Raw genomic sequence first — 18,152 nt, forward strand, 5'->3', positions numbered from 1 at the left:
GGTTTGATTCACGCTTATTGTGGAATCGCCTTCCGTCGCACGGGTGCCGGAACGTATTCCGTCGGTGCCGAGTCTTCGAACATGACCTGTCGGACGGTCGCGTTGCGGTCGACGTGACGAGCGGATTGCCATCGGCTGGCACCGCCGGTCGAACTGGTATCGAGCTGTCCTTGCGGTGTCGGGATCACGCTCGGTGAGTTGTTGATCTGAGGAGCCGGCGTCGGTACTCCGCCTTCGAGCAAGCGGTTTCCAGCCGGTGCGGGGCTGAGCAGTTCCGCGGGGCTGTCACCCAGTTCACTCAAAGGTCGATCGTTGACTTCGACCGGGTTGCGGTATGGATCAAGGTTGATCCCCAGCGGATCGTTGCCCGGGGTGTTGAACTCGCCGCTGAGGCCTGGCTCGTTGAGCATCATCGATTCAGGCGACAGGGTTTGTCCGTGAGTCATCGTTCCGCTACCGATGATGTCGGCGGCCGAGGCTGCGTCACGAAGCGGTCCGGTGCGGACGACTCCCGGTCGGCTCACGCCGTAGACCAGTTCTTTACCGGCACTGCGTTCGCGAGCCCGTTCGAGGGCGTCCCAATAGGCTTTCTTGTTCCACGGTCCTTCACGCAGCACGATGTTGTTGTTGGCGAGCATGGTGCCTTTGAGGTAGTCGACGTAGTTCAACGATTTGTTGTATTCACCGAGTGCCCGGTAGTAATCGATTTGTGCTTGGGCCTTGCGTTGTTGACTCTGCAACACCACGTTGACCGGGCTACGACCGTTCTTGAATTCGGCCAAACGGGCCTCCACTTCTTGCTCAGCCGCTTGCCAACGTTGGGCGTTGGTTTGGACGAGTTGATAGTGTGTGGCGACTTTGGCGTCGGCGTCCGACAAACGGCTCACGAGCAAACGTTCTTTCTCTTGCAGGTTCGCTTTCTCACGAGCGAGACGGAGTTTGGCACCTCGGATCCGTGTCAGTTCGCGACGGGCACCGAATGCCGAAGGAGTGATTTCCAAACGAACGGCACCTTCTTGGTAATTTCCATCAGTGAGGCTTTCGAGTGCACTGCTGCCCGGGGCGGGGAAGTCGACATCCGAACCGCTTGGCGGGCCGAGGGTGTCGCCGACACCGACGTAGCGGTAGAGCAACGAAAGGTTCACTTCTGGCAAGATCTGGTTTTTGGCCGAAATGAGTTCGAGTTCTTGTTGTTTGATGCGGGTCTTGGTTTGGCGAAGTTCAGGCGACAGGTACAACGCCTGAGCGACCGCTTCGTTCCAGTCGTGTTCAACACGAGCGATGGTTGGTTCGTCGATGGGGCGGATCAAACGTCCGTCGGTCGGTGAGATGCCGAGCATTTCACGCAGTCGACGTTCGGCACCGTAGACACCCTGACGATCCGAGCCGGGAAGGTTTGAGCCGGCGATGGCGGACTCGAGCAATCCACGGAATTGGTAGTACTGTTCAACCGCTTGGGCGAGTTCTTGACGCGTTCCGGTACCGTTCTCGAGTGCGAGGCGGGCGAATTGAGCGGTGGCGATCGCACTGTTACGACCGATGATCGCGGTCGCCACGCCGCGATAAGCGACATACAGATCCCAGTAAGCGTTCTCGACGTCACGGACGAGGTTGCGGACTTGGATTTCGTATTCAGCGATCGAAACGTCTTCGTTCAGGCTCGCCAGGACGACGGGGATGCGGTTGACCAACGTGCCACGATTACGCATCAAAGGCTGTTGCACTTGGGCTTCCATCGTCACGGTGTAATCGCTCGAAACGATGCGTGATGCGGAGTTGATTGACCCCAGAGGCAGGTTGTTGCTTCCGTAGACGAGCTGATTGCGGATGGTGGCGACGCCGCCGGTTGCGAGTCGCTTGCTGATCGCGGCTTGTGCGGTGACGTCGTCGGATTGAAAGTCGGATCGCGAGACGCTGCTGTTGCCCGAGTTACGAGGACGGTCGGTATTGCTGTAGTTCAGGAAGCCACTGGCTTGAGCATCGAATTCGGCCAACGCGTCTTCGACACCGCCGACTTGGTTGGCACGCAGGACGCCTCGTGGCAAGACTCGGTTGCCGTTGCTATCAACGGTCAACGGAACCGACTGGGTGGTCGATTGGCTGATGGCGACATCGTAGATGCTGCCGAACTGATCGGACGTGCCACTGATGAATTGATCGGCGACGTTTTGACGAGTTTCGGCGATGCCGCTCGTCGTGATGAAGAACTTCGCATTGCCAAGCGCGATCGAGACTGCTTCTTCGAGTTGCAGGTTCCAGAACTCATAGTCGTGGTTGCCGACCGTCAAAGGGCGCAGTGTCTGCGTTGTGTCGGGTAGACTTTCCACTTCCACGTCGGGATATTCAATCTGCGTCGCGGTTTGAAGGTAATACTTCAAATCGGGCGATTCGTTAAGAAAGAACGGCTGAGTAGGTGCACAACCGCTGGCAAGCAGGAGCGCGAGCCCGAGTTGCAAGTAAGCAGTGTAGCGGTATAGCAGCGAGCGATTCATGCCCTGGACTTCCCTGGATCGGCGGTTCCCGTGAAACCCACGACTGCTAGTGCCACAAGGCACTTCAGTCACGGACATCCGTGTAAACCGTTGAATTGGAAAGCCCCCCTACAAAAATCTCACGCCGTACGCTCCACCGAGCGACATGAGATCTCTGTCCGAGAAAGGTATCGGCCAGGGCTCCTGGTAGACTTTGACGATTCCGAAGAAAAAGACGATTATTCCGATTCAACCGCCCCGCCTCCTGCGGGGACAGCCTGAGTAGCCAATGACGAAGCGACGAAACCGATCGAAAAAGCCACAAACGCCGCAAAATCGACCTGTCCAGGATGGTGCGGCGAATCGACCGCGTGAAACCAACTCTGGTGAAACTGGCGGCGATGATGCTCGCGTTGACGCTCACGATGAAGATGTCGGCGTTGAATGTTCAGGCGACGGCGGAATCGACGGCGCAGGAGGTGCGGGGCTGGAGTCGCTCGGCACGGGCAAGCCGTCGTTCTTCAAGAAAACTGCAGCCGCGTTTGGAAAGCCGAGCGAAACGGTGGAGGCTGCTGCCACGTCAGTTGTCCCACGCAAACAGATTCTGTTTCCCCAGTTGCCCTCGCTTTCGCGGATCATGTCGGTGGTGATGTTGGTGATCGGGATCCTGGCCGTCGGGGTGCTGTTCTATCAGGTGATGGTGGGGTTTTTTGTTCCGTTGTTCTTGGCCGCATTGTTGGTCGTGATCTTTCGGCCCGTGTACCTGTGGTTTCTGCTGAAGACGGGGCGTCGCAAGAGGTTGGCGGCCGGAATGACGACCGGATTGGTTCTGTTCATCGTGCTGTTGCCCTTAGTGATGTTGGTTTCGGTTGCGACGACCCAGTTCACAGTGTTGTTGTCGCGGATGAATGGCAGTGCATCGGTGGCGATGGACCGGGTTCGCGGCCAACTAGGTTTGGACCTCATGCACGCGGATCACTTTCGCGAGCTCGATCGGATCGTTGACACGATGGGTATCGCGGGGCCAGGAATTGCCGCGGCGGAGGATCTGACGCCAGGAAAATACGACTTTGCCGCCAAGGCGGCTGAGTTGGACAAGGCGGCCGCGATCATTGAGTACTTGCAGAATGATGTGCCGGGGCCGGTTTCGGCGGACGAAGCGGCTGAGCGTGCGATCGCGAATACGAAGGAATTTGCCGACCAACTCCGCTCGGCCGAGCGAAAGAATATTGATGATGAGTCCGAGGGCATTCTCAATCCGCTGCTGCGGCTCAATGTTTCGGAACAATTCGAACAGATGGCGGTTTTCACGGCCGCGTCAATTCGGACTTGGATGCATCTGAAACTTGGCGGAGCGTTGCAGAGCCAATTGAAGTTGTTGGCTAACCCGGATGAAGCCGATTTTAGCCGGTTGATTCGAGGGGCCCGGGAATCATTGCAGCCTCGGTTCGTGCGGCTGACCAGTGCCACGGGCAGCTTGCTCGCTCAGGTTTTGTTCGGGATGGTGATCTTGGTGATCTCGGTCTATTTCTTTTTGATCGATGGACCCAAGATGATCGCGACGTTGATGCGATTGTCTCCGATGGACGATGAGTACGAACATCAATTGTTGATGGAGTTTGACCGGACGAGCCGGGCGGTCGTGTTGGCAAGCGTGGCCAGCGCGATCGTTCAGGGGATTCTGGCGACGATCGGATTTTGGATCTGCGGTTTTGAGCAAATCGTGTTGTTGCTTTTCTTAACCAGTCTGATGGCCTTGGTGCCGTTTCTCGGGGCGGCGTCGGTGTGGGTGCCGTGTGCACTCTGGCTCGGCGTGGTCGATCAGCGGTGGCTCGCGGCAGCGTTGTTGGCACTTTGGGGGGCCGGCGTGGTGTCGTCGATCGACAACGTGATCAAGGTATATGTGTTGCATGGCCGCAGCCAATTGCACCCGCTTTTTGCGTTGCTGAGCGTGATCGGCGGGGTTTCTGTTTTCGGGCCGATCGGGATCTTGGTCGGGCCGATGGTCGTCGTGTTTTTGCAGACGCTACTAGAAATCCTCAACCACGAGATCCGGAATGAGGACGAGCAGCCGAAGCCGGATCAAGCCTAGTGGCGACCGGTGAACGCATTTCGAGCGGAGGGGCTGAATATTGAATGCGGGGCAGTTATACTGCGCACGCCTTCTGATCATTTTAATAACTCTGCAAATACTCGGTCCTACTCATGTTGGTTACGAAGTGCCCTCGCTGTCACGAATCCGTACGGGTGCCGGACGCACTTTTAGCCGCTGGCGGTGCTGCTCAGTCCGTTCAAGCGAAGTGCCCGTGGTGTCAAGAGACGCTCAGCGGGAAAGAAATCAACGCCATCATGCCACCGGCGTTAGTGATCATCGGCGATGAAGCCGCGTTGGCATCCGAGGGCAATGTGGGCGGCGAATGGGGAAATGACAGTTGGTCGGGTGACACAAGTACCCCCATTCGGACCGCTGCCTCGGCCCCCGCCGCTAGCCTCGGCAGCGCAGCATCGGTGGCGGGCGGCAACGTCGTCAGCCCGGCTGCGAGCGTTGGCGCCGGCGCAATGAGCATGGCGGGCTTGGATCTGAACGATCCCGGCGAATTGGAGCCCGTGTCCGAATCATCTGCCACGACCGTTCGCGACACCGACTTTGCACAATTGGAAACGGTCGAGGAAGTCGACACCGTTCACTTGGAAGAGCAACCGACCGAAATCGAGGATGTGGCCGTGGACTCGGAGTCGGCAAAATCCGAGGCGGACGAGCTAGACTTCATCGACGAGATCGAAGCCGACGTCGACGATGGTGATTTGGGCATAACATCAGAGGCCGAAGACGATGAGCTGTCCGAGTTTATGGTCAACGATCCGGACGAAAGCGATACTCGGGGTTCGAAACCAGCCGAGATCATGATGGATGTCTCGGCGCGTCGGCGTCGTAAGAGCAGTTCGCCGATCAAGTCGGTGATTGGTGTCGCTCTCGGTGGCCTGTTGTCACTGCCGATCGTGGGCACGATTCTGCATTTCCTCGGTCAAGACATCCCGGTCATCAGTGACATCTTGCCGGCCGTTGGTGGATCGAAGACACAGTTGCGAGCTAGCACGCCGATGCCGCTCGACAATTTCGAGCCGCGAATTGTCGACGATGAACCGGTTACCGGACGTCCCATCGGTGAAGAACTCAACGACGCGACCGACGCGAACGAGTTCGTCGATCCCGCGTCGGTAGCTCTAAGCGAAATCACCGGCGATAGCGTCGATCCTATGCCGCCAAACGATCTGAGTCCAACGAATGACTTCGGCGGAACGCCTCAAGACAATCCGGTCGATTTCACAGCGGTGGATAATACCGATGCTGCGACGCCCGCGATTGAGGAATCTGCTGAGGAGATGATGACATTGCCGGACTCGGTTGAGCCGGAGATGGCTGAGCCTGAAATGCCCGAACTCGCAATTCCTGAGTTGCCTGCGATGGAATCAATTGCCGGATCCGATTCGAGCGATGTGTTTTCGGATTCATCTGCTGAGGTCGAACCTTTCGAAACCACAGAGCCCGAATCGCCCGCGGTCGACGTCGAAGCGGAAGTCGCGAGTTTGAACAAGGCACTTGATGAGATTGCCGCGATGGATGCAAACGATCCGGCTCGCGACGCGGTCGTTCAAGAAACTTATGAGAATCTGTCGCGGCTGGCCGGAACGGTTCCGTCTGAATCGATGTCGGAACTGCAGCCCGTGCTCGGTAAGCTTTCCAAGGATATGAAATTAGTGATCGCGTTTACCAAAGCCTCGCCCGCGTGGATCTCACAATCCCGTGAAGAACGAGGCAGCGACGGCGCGTTGGTCGTTGGCAAGATGTCCAGCGATGATTCAGGGGTCAGCATTCGTTTGGTCAACAAACAGGAACTCCCGGTGACCTTGCCGAGCGACGTCGCGACAGCGCCAAGCGGTTATCAGATCGGACTTGGGCAACTGCAAGGCAGCGGCCGTGATGCGACGTTGTCGCTCGATCTCATCCAGTCGATCGCGCCTTAGTCCTCTTCGATCGTTCCGGCAGAATCGACCGGCATGATTTGCCGGTCTATAGGCTTGCGATGCGCGCGTTGAATCTCTTTCGACGATCGGTCTCGGGATGCCGTTTGCTTAGCGTGATGCGAAGTAGCGGACGAAGTCTCGGGTTGTGAGTCTCGACCTGCGAGCGTCTGGGCTCTCGAACACGGGCATTGCAGCGAAACTTTCTAGGTTAAGAATCCACATGAAAATGTGTGACCTGGCTATTCAGTGTTTCGCGGTTTGGGTAAGAATGGGCTCCTCAATTCAAAGGGAACAGGATCTATGCTTACCATCGAAAAATATTCGTTTGGCGTCGGCGACCGTTTCGCACACCAAGCGGCCGCGCAACTTCGCGCATTTCAGAAACTCGCCACCAAAGGCGTCGACGTTGCTCCGGTTTGGAATAAGTCCAACCGCGAGCACACTTTTGTCGGCTCCAAACCCCAGAGCGTATACGACGCTGCAAAGGTCGCGGTCGAGGAGCTCGGTTGGAACAAACCGTGGCACGTCGACGCCGACCACATTCAACTCGCGACCGTCGAACCGTTCTTGGCTTGCAGTGATTTCTTTACCATCGACGTTGCGGATTCGATCGGCAAAGCGGCTCCCGATAGCGAAGTGGAGGCATTCATTGACCGGCATGGCGAGCTGATCGGAACGCTCGAGTTACCCGGTCTTTCGAGTCCATTGAGTGTAACGAAAGACGACGTTCGCCGTGTCGCCCAGCAATACTTGCTCGCCGTCAAGGAAGCGTCCGAAATTTATCGGCATCTCGAGTCGGTAAAGGGAACAGGCAATCTGATTGCCGAGGTTTCAATGGACGAAACCGACTCCCCTCAAACTCCACCCGAACTATTGATTATCTTGGCTGCTCTCGCCGATGAGAAGGTTCCGGTACAAACGATCGCGCCGAAGTTCACCGGCCGATTCAACAAGGGTGTTGATTACGTCGGGGATTTGGCGCAGTTCGAGCGTGAGTTCAATGATGATCTCGCCGTGATCGATCACGCGGTCAAAGCGTACGGGCTGCCCGATGTTTTGAAATTGAGCGTGCACAGCGGCAGCGACAAGTTCAGTTTGTATCCGATCATCCGTGAGTCGTTGCGTCGCACCGGCGCTGGCGTGCACCTGAAAACGGCCGGCACGACGTGGTTGGAAGAGTTGATCGGTTTGGCCGAAGCCGGTGGTGACGGCTTGGAACTCGCTAAAGAAATCTACGTTTACGCGTTGCAGCACGTCGACGAATTGTCGGCCCCGTATGCGAGCGTGATCGATGTCAAACGTGACGAACTGCCTGACGAAGCGACCGTGAAATCATACAGCGGAAGCGAGTTCGCATCGGCGATCCGCCACGTGCAATCGAACCCGATGTTCAACGCCAGCATGCGTCAGTTGCTGCATGTGTCGTTTAAGGTCGCCGCCAAAGCAGGAACCCGCTACACCGATTTGCTCAAGGCCAACAACGAGATTGTCGGCAAGCAGGTTACCGAGAACATTTACGACCGTCACTTGGTGCCGTTGTTCATCGGCTAGCGTTGCATCCGTTTTTGGGAAATGACGCCGCCAGTCTATCTGCACAGGCGGTGTCGTCCCTTCTGCGATTGTTTTTACAGCGGCATATCAGTGCCTGCATGATCGGATTGGTTCGCGAAGCGTTTTCTCGAGATGGGATACGTTTCGTCGATCCGATTTTTTTCGAACCTATTTATCCCAACAAAGAAGTTTGACGATGGAAACCCGCAAATTAGGTAACACGGATCTCGAGCTTCCGATCTTAAGCTTCGGAGCTTCCTCTCTCGGATCGGAGTTTCGCAGTGTTCAACTCGACGACGTTTTCGAAAGCGTCCGTACGGCGCTGGATCTCGGTTTGAACTTCATCGACACGTCGCCGTATTACGGTCGCGGCAAGTCGGAAGTCTTGTTGGGGATCGCACTCAAAGAAGTTCCACGGGAGAGCTATACGCTGTGCACGAAGTTGGGGCGATACGACGCCGACAAGTTCGACTTCTCTGCCAACCGTGTCGTTGAAAGTGTTGACGTGAGTTTGCAACGTCTCGGCACGGATCACCTCGACATTATTCTTTGCCATGACATCGAGTTCGTGCCGCTGAATCAAATCGTGGAAGAGACTCTGCCGGCGCTGCGTAAGATTCAGGAATCGGGCAAGGTTCGCTATGTCGGAATCAGCGGTTATCCGATGAAGGTGTTCCATGAAATTTCAGCCCAAGCGGATTTGGACTGCATCCTGTCGTACAACCAATACACGTTGCAAAACACACGGCTTGCCGACGAGTTGGTGCCGGAGTTGAAAGCCAAAGGCGTTGGTGTGATCAACGGCGGTCCGTTTGCAGCCCGTTTGCTAACGAACGCTCCGTTGCCTGCATGGCACAAGGATCCACAGAACGTTCGCGACGCGGCACGCAAGGCGGCGGAGCATTGCGAGAAGAATGGCGTTGACATCGCTCAGCTCGCGTTGCAGTTCTCATGTGCGAACCCAGACATGACGACTACGGTTGCTGGCAGTGCCAACCCGAACAACATTCGCAAGTGGGTCGAGTGGCTCGCGGAACCGATGGATGAGGCCCTGCTTGCCGACGTCCTGCAGATTCTCGAACCCGTCAAGAATATCGGTCACGCCGAAGGGCTTCCCGAGAACAACTAGTGCTTTGTTAGGGTTGGATTTGGTGATTGACGACGCTGGAGGGATTGCCGCTAGCAAACATAGCGGAACGGCGCGAGCCGTCCGGTGTCACCCAAGTTGATGCTGACGAAGAGTTCGTACTTTGTGAAGTCTATATTTGATGTTGCCGGAACCGGAGGGCTTGCGCCCTTCCGCTAGTAAGCTAAAAAACATAGCGGAACGGCGCGAGCCGTCCGGTGTCACTTAAGTTGACGCTGATAAAGAGTTCGTACTTTGTGAAGTCTATATTTGATCGTGCTGGAACCGGAGGGCTTGCGCCCTTCCGCTAGTAAGCTAAAAAACATAGCGGAACGGCGCGAGCCGTCCGGTGTCACCCAAGTTGACACTGATAAAGAGTTCGTACTTTGTGAAGTCTATATTTGATCGTGCTGGAACCGGAGGGCTTGCGCCCTTCCGCTAGTAAGCTAAAAAACATAGCGGAACGGCGCGAGCCGTCCGGCGTCACCCAAGTTGACACTGATAAAGAGTTCGTACTTTGTGAAGTCTATATTTGATGGTGCTGGAACCGGAGGGCTTGCGCCCTTCCGCTAGTAAGCTAAAAAACATAGCGGAAGGGCGCGAGCCGTCCGGTGTCACCCCGAGTTGATGCTGATAAAGAACCAGTACTTAGTGAAGTCTATATTTGATTGTGTCGGAGCCCGAGGGCTTGGCCCCTTTCGCCAGCAAACGTGCTGCGACGTTGGCGAGAAAGAAGGTAAATCGTCTGGTGTATAAACTCTTGCGACCCTTGACTGTTTCAACATGACATCTGCGATAGTCGTTAAACTCGACGAGCCACTTTCTTGCTCGTCTCCCCTTGCACCCTGCCTGAATGAATCATGAAAGCTCTTCAACTCGAACAACCTAAAAAGTGGGCACTGATCGATGTTCCCGAGCCATCCGCGCCTGCGGCGGGGGAAGCACTTGTTCGGATCCACCGCGTCGGCGTGTGTGGTACGGACTTGGGCGGATACTTAGGTAAGTTCCCGTTCTTTTCGTATCCACGGATTCCCGGACATGAACTCGGCGTGGAAGTGTTGGCGGTTGGCGAAGGTGTGACGAACGTCGTCGTTGGTGACAAATGCTCGGTCGAACCCTACATCAATTGTCAGGAGTGTTATTCGTGTCGTCGGGGGCTAACGAATTGCTGCGAACACCACAAAACGCTTGGTGTGATGTGCGATGGCGGTTTGACGGAAAAGATGATCCTGCCGGCTCGCAAGCTTCACGTTGCCAACAACTTGACCTACGAACAATCCGCTCTCGTTGAAACACTCGCGATCGGTTGTCATGCGGTGGACCGCGCTGGGGTGAAAGAGGGCGAGAACGTTTTGATTATCGGTGCCGGTCCGATCGGTTTGTCGGCATTGGAGTTCGCCAAAGTCGCCGGGGCACGGCCGATCGTTGCCGACATCAGCGAAACCCGATTGCAGTTCGTCCGTGAAAAGATGGGTGTTAGCGATACCCTCAAAGTCACCGGTGAGGATTCCGACATCGAACAACTTGATGAGATGACCTCGAACCAACGTGCCGACGTGGTGATCGATGCGACAGGCAATCATCACTCGATGGCCCGATCGCTTGAACTTGCCGCGTTTGGTGGGCGAGTGGTTTACGTCGGTATCACCCAGCAAAATTTGAACTTCCCTCACGCACCCGCGATGCATCGACGCGAATTAACGTTGATGGCATCGCGAAACGCCCTCTCTCGAGATTTTGCACGGATCATCGATTTGATCGAGAAGGGCACCATCGATACTCAACCTTGGATCACGCACCACGCAAAATTCGAGGATGTTGCCGATTCCTTCCCCTCATGGACCGATCCCGAAACCGGGGTGGTCAAGGCAGTCATCTATGTCGATTGAAACTCCTGACCCCTATGCGGTCGATGATGCGAGCGTCGCACCGCAACCCTCCGAACACGTATCGCGTGGCATCGAAGTCATCCCCAAAGAATACTTCGCTGCGTTCGTGCTCACGACGTGCTGTTTTGCATTGTGGGGATTCGCGAACGACATCACCAATCCGTTGGTGAAGGTTTTCAAAGAAGTCTTCCAGATCAGCAACACGCAAAGTTCGCTGGTTCAGTTCGCCTTCTATGGCGGCTATTTCACGATGGCGTTGCCGGCAGCGTATTTCATCCGCAAGTTTTCGTACAAGGGTGCGATCATGGTCGGATTCACGCTCTATGCCGTCGGGGCGCTGTTGAGTATCCCGGCGAGTTTGAATCAGAACTTTTGGATCTTCATTGCGGGTTTCTATGTCCTGACGTTTGGGCTGGCGTTCCTCGAGACGAGTTGTAATCCGTATATCCTGGCGATGGGGCCTCCCGAAACCGCCACTCAGCGACTGAATTTGGCCCAGGCATTTAACCCCATCGGTTCGCTGACCGGGATGGTGATCGCGACGACCATCATCGCGCCTAATTTGCAGGTTGGTGAGTTCCGCTCAAGCATGGAGAACAAGGAGCCTGCGGCGGTCGCGTATGTCGAAGCGGATTATCCGTCCGGACTGCCCAATTTCGAAGAGGAATTCGGAACGCTCGATGCCGCGGTCAGTAAAGGGCTGGCGAACATGCAAGTCTCCGATCCTGCGGCATTCAAAACCATGCAGCTGCACGATCTCGCGGTTGTGCGAACACCGTATGTCGTGATTGCGATCGTCGTATTGTGTTTCCTCGGTTTGTTTGCCGTTACCAAAATGCCGACCTTTGCGTCCGAGCATCCCGATGCACCGATGACCGAGATCATCGGACGATTGCTGAGCAAGGCTCACTATCGCGAAGGCGTGATTGCTCAGGCGTTCTACGTCGGAGCTCAAATCACGTGCTGGACGTTCATCATTCACTACGGCATGGAACTGGTCAGTCTCTCGCTCGCCGAGGCTCAGACTTGGAACATTGCCGCGATGGTGATTTTTCTGACCAGTCGATTCGTGTGTACATTTTTGTTGAAGTACATCAGCCCTGGCAAACTGTTGGCGTCCCTTGCGGCTGCGGCAATCGCATTCACGGCGGGTGCGATTTTTATCGAAGGCAAGACAGGTTTGATCTGCCTCGTGCTTATCTCGGCCTGCATGTCGTTGATGTTCCCGACGATTTATGGCATTGCGCTCAAGGGTTTGCCCGCTGAAGAAGCCAAACTTGGTTCCGCGGGACTGATCATGGCCATTGTCGGTGGTGCCTTGTTGCCGCTGTTGCAGGGCAAGTTCATTGATGAGCTTGGTGTCCGCAACTCGTTCTATCTCCCAATGATTTGTTTCGTCGCGATTGCGATTTTCGGGATTCGAACGTTCACGCGTTTCGAAAACCCTGAAGCATCCGCGACGTAGTACCGGTTGGACCGGATCGTTAAACGCTGGATCGGGAATGCATGCATTCTCGTTCCATGGCGATGGGCGTTCTCCTGACGTTCACGCCGTAAAGGATTGGTACGTCCACACATCCCCATGCTTCGTTGATTTTGATCATGCAAACACTCCAAAGACTCTCAAAAACCTTTTTTCCCGCGATGACGCTGCTCGTCGCGACAACGGTCTCGGCACAGTCGTCGACTGCGGTTGATCGCACGGCGCCGCATCCCAAGGTCGCGCCGGCCGTCGAAAAGATTGAACAGGTCGCTCAGGCGGGGCCGTTCAAACCCGAATGGTCATCACTCGAAAACTACGAAATTCCACAGTGGTACAAGGACGCAAAATTCGGCATCTTCATTCACTGGGGGGCCTACAGCGTGCCGGCGTTCGGCAGCGAGTGGTACCCGCGTCAGATGTACATCAACCAAGGTCGACGCGGAGACAATTTTTTCCAGCACCACATTGAAACTTACGGGCCGCAGAAGACGTTCGGATATAAAGACTTCATCCCGATGTTCAAGGCGGAGAACTTCGACGCGGCGGCTTGGGCGAAGTTGTTCAAGGAAACCGGCGCGAAGTACGTGATTCCCGTCGCCGAACACCATGACGGTTTCCCGATGTACGAGTGTGACTACACGCGGTGGGATGCGACCGAGATGGGGCCCAAACGCGACGTGATCGCTGAATTGTCCAAAGCTGTACGCGGTGAAGGACTAAAGTTCGGCGTCAGCAGTCACCGGGCGTTCAATTGGATGTTCTACGTCCGCAATGAAAACTTCGACAACGCGGATCCACAATACGCCGACCTGTACGGCCGACCGATGCCGTTCTTGTTCAAGGACAACGCGTGGGATTATCAGAATTTCTTCCCTCCTCAAGATGAGCAGTTCAAAGACGATTGGTTGGCTCGCTCGTGCGAGATCGTCGACAAATATCAACCCGATGTGTTTTGGTTCGACTTCGGCATCACCCCATCACGCAACACGAAGTACCAAGACAATAAGTTTTCGGATCATCTCAAGAAGTTTGCCGCGTACTATTACAACCGCACGAGCGAACGAGATGGCCCGATCGGGATCATCAATTACAAGTGGGATGCGTTCCCTGAAAAAGCGGCTGTGCTCGATAAAGAGCGGTCCAAGATGGATCAGATCCGAACCCCGTTTTGGCAAACCGATACCGCGGTGAGTTCGAGTTCGTGGGGCTACACGAAAGATCAGAAGTACAAGACACCAGACCGTCTCGTCGATGACTTGATCGACATCGTTTCGAAGAACGGTTGTTTGTTGTTGAACGTCGGGCCCCGTTCTGATGGAACAATTCCAGATGAAGACCAAGCGATCTTGCGAGCGATCGGCGGTTGGTTGGAAATCAATGGCGAGTCGATTTACGACACCACCTATTGGAAGACATTCGGCGAAGGTCCAACGACGGTCTCGACCGGCCACGTTTCGGAATCGAAAGACAAGCCGTTCACCTCCGACGACGTGCGATTTACTCAGAAAGATGGCGTCGTCTACGCGACGATCTTGGCCTGGCCTGAGTCCGGTGAAGTCACGATTCGTGCGTTAGCCAAAGGTTCCGAATACTGGCCCGGCGAAATCAAGTCGGTCGAGATGCTCGGTAGCGATGAAACGATTTCCTACGAGCGGACCGACGCGGGGCTGAAGGTGAAAATGCCTGCCACGAAGCCGTGTGATTTCGCATACGTGTTGAAACTCACCCAGTAACCGTAGATTGATTTCGGTTGACCGAAATTGATCTCGCTGTTTTTTTTTGGTCGGCGAACAACGCGGACCAGGACGCCCAGTCTTTTGGATGCTGGATGTGGGCAACGACTCCGAACTCACTGATTAACAAGCGTTCCGCCGGAGAAGCTAATCCGGCGGTGACGTGAGCATAGCCCGGTCGGGTTCGGCGAGTCGCTGCGATATGTTTGAGAAGTTCCGCGATTCCGTGGCTGGGGACCGTCCAGACGACAATACCTAGCTTGCATTTGGGCGAGTGAATCGGTTGTCCGGTGGCACGTGGTAGTGACGGACTTCCGTCTTCGGAGTAAAGGATTTCCCACTTCGCCTCGGTTGGACGAGGCGAGTCTGGTCCGATGATCCAACGGACAAATTCATCGTGCCACGGTGAGTTGCTGTTTCCAACCCACCAGATCGTGAGTTTGGTGGTGGGGTCTTCGGGTTGTGTCGGCGTGATCATCGGCACTGACCGCCCGGTCGTTCGATAGCTCGAGTGAAGTTTGGCTGGGGTGTGGAGTCGATCATGTGTCGCCGCTGAGTTTTCGCAGGAGGCGTGAGCGGCTGATGCCCAGTCGTCGAGCCGCTTCGGCTTTGTTGCCATCGGCGGCTTCCATGGCTCGCTCGATTAAACTCGCTTCGTACTCGCTAAGCGTTGCGTCGAGTGATTCCAGTTTGAAGTCGCGTGGCGTGGGTTGCGGGGGGCCGATGGTGATTTCGTTATCACGTGTCGATACTTGGCCTGATGTCGACGTGGAGACGCGGTAGGATCGAATCGCGAGCGGAAGATGTTCTCGGCCGATGCGGTCACCCGTAGCCATCTCGGCCGCGAACCGGATCGCGGCGGTGAGTTCCTCCCACTGGCCCGGCCAGGGGTAAGTGCGGATGAGTTCGTTGGTTTCGCGGGACAGACGTGCGGTGCGGGTCAGCCCGGATGCGATCAGTTCGAGGTCGGCCGAACGGGATGCGAGCGTTGGAATCTCGATTGGAAACGTCGACATTAGAATTTCGAGCGGTTCGGCCAGAGACGTCTTCGTGCCGGAAGTGTCGTCGTATCGTATTCCGATCAGTCGCAATCTTTCCGGCCAGGTTTCTACCCATTCGATCAGTCGGGCCTGCCCATCGGTCGGCATCTCGTCAAAACGGTCCAGGCATAATGTTCCGGTGGCGTTGGAAGATTCCCTGAGTTCGGCGATGACTGGAGACGCGTAGACTTCTAACAATTCGGAGTCCATCAACGATGCATCCAAACACACGAGTGGTTCGGCGGATGTCGATGCATGATGAATCAGCGATGCGATTTCACCAGCGCCGCAGCCTCCCAGGCCGGTGAGTCCGACATGGCATCGAATCCGGCATGCGAGCTCGACGCGCGAGCGGAATCGTCGAGAGGTCGGCGACGTGCCGGCAAGCAGCATCGTGGCGTGACGTTTTTGCTGGGCACGAAATTTGGCGATTTCTTCGTCGAGTTTCGCGGCTTCGCGAACACCCTGCTCGCCAAACCAATCGCTCCACGGAACGCTGTTGTCCGGTAGGTACTGACCGAGGCAGCCCAGGATGAGTGTCGCTCCGGCGGAAGCGTCGTTCGCGTGTGGGGCGTCTAGTAGCGGTGCGAGTTGGACGAAGTGGGCTGTGACGACGCGAGGTTCGGTGGCAAGATGTTTGCCAGCGTTGCCTTTGACTTCGGTCGCGGGAATGTGCAGTCGCCGGGTGAGATGGCCACGGTTGGCGGCGGTGCCCGTCCACATGACGGGATCAGGCGTGATCGCAGTCGCGATCGATGGCGGCACATCTCCCTCAACCCCGAGCCATGTCAGCATTTCAGGGGAGAGATAGACCAGCGTTCCGTTGGCGTCGATCAGCCAAAAACAGGCTGCAGTGGATGCCAAGAGACGTGGTAAAGAAACGGGCCGACCGCGGCGTGGCGGTGGCCCTTGTAGCGAACGAGGTGTTTGGCTCAGAGCGATGTCGCTCCTTGTTTAGAATGTGTCTAGGATGAAGTGGTGTCCCTTGTGGAACCGGCGATTACTTGGATAGTAATTGTGCCACTGCTTATTGTAGACAGGGATTCGCATCTCGGTCGGGTAGCGGTGATAGAGACTGTCACTGCTCTTGAAATATTCTTGTCCCCAGAAGTTCTGGGGGTAGTAAACGTAGGGGTAGTGGTAGAAGCGGTTCCAATCGACGTTGGCCGCAGAACTTCCCCAGGCTTGTCCGAACGCTTGTTGGTTGCCATACCCCGCACCGGGGCCTCCCATCGCACCAGCGGGCATGCCCGGAGCAGGCACTTGGGCGGAGACACTCGAGCAGGTTGCCGCGGAAATTGCGATAACGCCGCAGGCGATGGACATTATTACGAATCGACGAATCACGTGTATTTCCCGTTAGGCGACACGAACACATGGGACGTGACGACGGGATGGCTCCCGCGTCCGCGAAAAAGTGCTCTGAGATGGCTACACCCGTTTCTTCGGCATAATCCGGTCGATCGGTTTAGCCCTTTCTACCGCGAAATTAGGAAGTCGGGTGATTTAGGGGAGCCGCGGTGTCGCGGGGAGATCCCTGCCAACGCGAGTGATTTCACGTCGATCGAGGTGATTGGGGAGAATTGTCGAGAGAAGTGAGCCGCGTAGCTCGGATTGCCGCTCGGCATCGGATCAAATGTTGGGCCGGTTCCTACCGCCCAAATCGAGGCCGTCCTGTGGGAAGTGAATCTACAACGTTTGAAATATGCTTTAGTCGCGAGAGACGTTAATTGTTTGAGTGCTCTTTTTAGCGGAACGGCGCGAGCCGTCCGGTCTCGAGTCACCAGACGGCTCGCGCCGTTCCGCTAAAACGTTATGAAAACAATCGATGTCCCAAACGACGACAGACGCTACGCTTGGCCGGCAAGCTGCAAGCCGTCGAGCAATTCAGCGGCGGCTTCGGATTTGTTGAGCACGTAGTAGTGGATTCCGGGCACGCCGTTTTCAATTAGGTCGATCGTCTGTTTGCGAGCGTGCTCGACGCCGACGCGGAATTGATGTTCGGCTGAATCGTCCTTCGTCATTTCCGTTTCCAAGCTGGCCGGAATTGCGGCTTTGCACATGCCGGCGATCCGTTGGGCTTGTTTGAAATTCGTCACCGGCAACACGCCCGGAATGATCGGCACGTGAATGCCCGCACGCACGCAGTCGTCACGGAAACGATAAAAATCGGCGTTCTCATAGAACAATTGTGTGATGACGATGTCGGCGCCCGCATCGACTTTCCGTTTCAAATTTTCTAGGTCGGTTTTCGCATCAACGGCTTCTTGGTGAACTTCGGGGTAACCCGCCACAGCGATTCCCAGGTCGGAGAACCGTTCACGGATCAGCTCGACGAGTTCGTTGGCATACCGAAGTCCACCTTCGGTAACGCTAAATTCAGTCGATCCTTTGGGCGGATCGCCACGCAGGGCCACGATGTAATCGACGCCGAGGTCGGTGGCCCGTTGCAGGTATTCGCATAATTGGTCGGTGTTGGAACCCACGCAGGTCAGGTGCGAGGCGACGGGAAGCTGGGTGATTTGCTTGACCCGCTCCAGGACATCGAGCGTCGTCCGTTGGCTCGATCCGCCCGCTCCGTAAGTACATGTGAAATACTTAGGTTGAAATTGCATCAACCGTTCAACGTTCTGGCACAGCGAATCGATACCCTCGGGGGTCTTGGGCGGGAACAATTCGAAGGAAATGGCGCAGCCATCGGAGAGGTATTGGTCGGCCAGAGTCATGCGTGATTCGTTGAAATTAGGTTGGTGAGGTGCGGTTTGCAGCCAAAATGGACGCCCGAGTGGTGCGAGGACGCCCCTGCGAACTGCCCAGTATAGGCGGAATGCCG

Annotated in this window: 12 protein-coding genes; 7 read left to right on the top strand and 5 right to left on the bottom strand. The window is 56.0% G+C overall.

Features of this window, described 5'->3' with window-relative positions; genetic code table 11:
* Window positions 1-14 precede the first annotated feature (14 nt).
* Window positions 15-2,492: a TolC family protein gene (locus tag NB063_RS01965; RefSeq protein ID WP_250927052.1), complete on the bottom strand. Its 2,478-nt coding sequence runs from the start codon at window positions 2,490-2,492 to the stop codon at window positions 15-17.
* Between the two features lie 268 nt (window positions 2,493-2,760).
* Here NB063_RS01965 and NB063_RS01970 point away from each other — a divergent pair, with 268 nt between their 5' ends.
* The 7 genes from NB063_RS01970 (at window position 2,761) to NB063_RS02000 (ending at window position 14,279) form a co-directional block, all read left to right on the top strand.
* Window positions 2,761-4,563 carry an AI-2E family transporter gene (locus tag NB063_RS01970; RefSeq protein WP_250927053.1) on the top strand — a complete coding sequence of 601 codons (1,803 nt, stop codon included), beginning with the start codon at window positions 2,761-2,763 and terminating at the stop codon, window positions 4,561-4,563.
* Window positions 4,564-4,718: 155 nt separating this feature from the next.
* Window positions 4,719-6,497, top strand: a complete 1,779-nt coding sequence (locus NB063_RS01975) for a hypothetical protein (RefSeq protein ID WP_250927054.1) — start codon at window positions 4,719-4,721, stop codon at window positions 6,495-6,497.
* Window positions 6,498-6,797: 300 nt separating this feature from the next.
* Entirely contained in the window at window positions 6,798-8,048 is a 1,251-nt protein-coding gene (locus NB063_RS01980; RefSeq protein WP_250927055.1) for a tagaturonate epimerase family protein, read from the top strand.
* Window positions 8,049-8,244: 196 nt separating this feature from the next.
* A complete protein-coding gene (locus NB063_RS01985; RefSeq protein ID WP_250927056.1) occupies window positions 8,245-9,177 on the top strand; it encodes an aldo/keto reductase in 933 nt (310 codons plus the stop codon).
* An 857-nt stretch (window positions 9,178-10,034) separates the two neighbouring features.
* Entirely contained in the window at window positions 10,035-11,063 is a 1,029-nt protein-coding gene (locus NB063_RS01990) for a zinc-binding alcohol dehydrogenase family protein (RefSeq protein ID WP_250927057.1), read from the top strand.
* Window positions 11,053-12,528: a sugar MFS transporter gene (locus tag NB063_RS01995; RefSeq protein ID WP_250927058.1), complete on the top strand. Its 1,476-nt coding sequence runs from the start codon at window positions 11,053-11,055 to the stop codon at window positions 12,526-12,528. The genes NB063_RS01990 and NB063_RS01995 overlap by 11 nt, the downstream gene beginning before the upstream one ends.
* A 137-nt stretch (window positions 12,529-12,665) precedes the next feature.
* Window positions 12,666-14,279 carry an alpha-L-fucosidase gene (locus NB063_RS02000; protein WP_407652524.1) on the top strand — a complete coding sequence of 538 codons (1,614 nt, stop codon included), beginning with the start codon at window positions 12,666-12,668 and terminating at the stop codon, window positions 14,277-14,279.
* Here the strand turns inward: NB063_RS02000 and NB063_RS02005 are convergent.
* The 4 genes from NB063_RS02005 to metF form a co-directional block, all read right to left on the bottom strand.
* A complete protein-coding gene (locus tag NB063_RS02005; protein WP_250927201.1) occupies window positions 14,269-14,898 on the bottom strand; it encodes a hypothetical protein in 630 nt (209 codons plus the stop codon). The genes NB063_RS02000 and NB063_RS02005 overlap by 11 nt on opposite strands.
* Window positions 14,819-16,183, bottom strand: coding sequence for a helix-turn-helix domain-containing protein (locus NB063_RS02010; RefSeq protein ID WP_250927059.1), 1,365 nt, complete (start codon window positions 16,181-16,183; stop codon window positions 14,819-14,821). The genes NB063_RS02005 and NB063_RS02010 overlap by 80 nt, the downstream gene beginning before the upstream one ends.
* A gap of 90 nt (window positions 16,184-16,273) precedes the next feature.
* Window positions 16,274-16,666, bottom strand: a complete 393-nt coding sequence (locus NB063_RS02015) for a calmodulin-binding protein (protein ID WP_407652525.1) — start codon at window positions 16,664-16,666, stop codon at window positions 16,274-16,276.
* Window positions 16,667-17,169: 503 nt separating this feature from the next.
* Window positions 17,170-18,045: a methylenetetrahydrofolate reductase [NAD(P)H] gene (metF, locus tag NB063_RS02020; protein ID WP_250927060.1), complete on the bottom strand. Its 876-nt coding sequence runs from the start codon at window positions 18,043-18,045 to the stop codon at window positions 17,170-17,172.
* Window positions 18,046-18,152: the final 107 nt, after the last annotated feature.

The sequence above is a fragment of the Aporhodopirellula aestuarii genome (assembly GCF_023701485.1).
GTDB classification, from domain to species: Bacteria; Planctomycetota; Planctomycetia; order Pirellulales; family Pirellulaceae; genus Rhodopirellula; species Rhodopirellula aestuarii.

Coding starts and splice junctions, on each gene's coding strand:
- NB063_RS01965 (WP_250927052.1), bottom strand. CDS start 2,492: ATGAATCGCTCGCTGCTATACCGCTACACTGCTTACTTGCAACTCGGG.
- NB063_RS01970 (WP_250927053.1), top strand. CDS start 2,761: ATGACGAAGCGACGAAACCGATCGAAAAAGCCACAAACGCCGCAAAAT.
- NB063_RS01980 (WP_250927055.1), top strand. CDS start 6,798: ATGCTTACCATCGAAAAATATTCGTTTGGCGTCGGCGACCGTTTCGCA.
- NB063_RS01985 (WP_250927056.1), top strand. CDS start 8,245: ATGGAAACCCGCAAATTAGGTAACACGGATCTCGAGCTTCCGATCTTA.
- NB063_RS01990 (WP_250927057.1), top strand. CDS start 10,035: ATGAAAGCTCTTCAACTCGAACAACCTAAAAAGTGGGCACTGATCGAT.
- NB063_RS01995 (WP_250927058.1), top strand. CDS start 11,053: ATGTCGATTGAAACTCCTGACCCCTATGCGGTCGATGATGCGAGCGTC.
- NB063_RS02000 (WP_407652524.1), top strand. CDS start 12,666: ATGCAAACACTCCAAAGACTCTCAAAAACCTTTTTTCCCGCGATGACG.
- NB063_RS02005 (WP_250927201.1), bottom strand. CDS start 14,898: ATGGCAACAAAGCCGAAGCGGCTCGACGACTGGGCATCAGCCGCTCAC.
- metF (WP_250927060.1), bottom strand. CDS start 18,045: ATGACTCTGGCCGACCAATACCTCTCCGATGGCTGCGCCATTTCCTTC.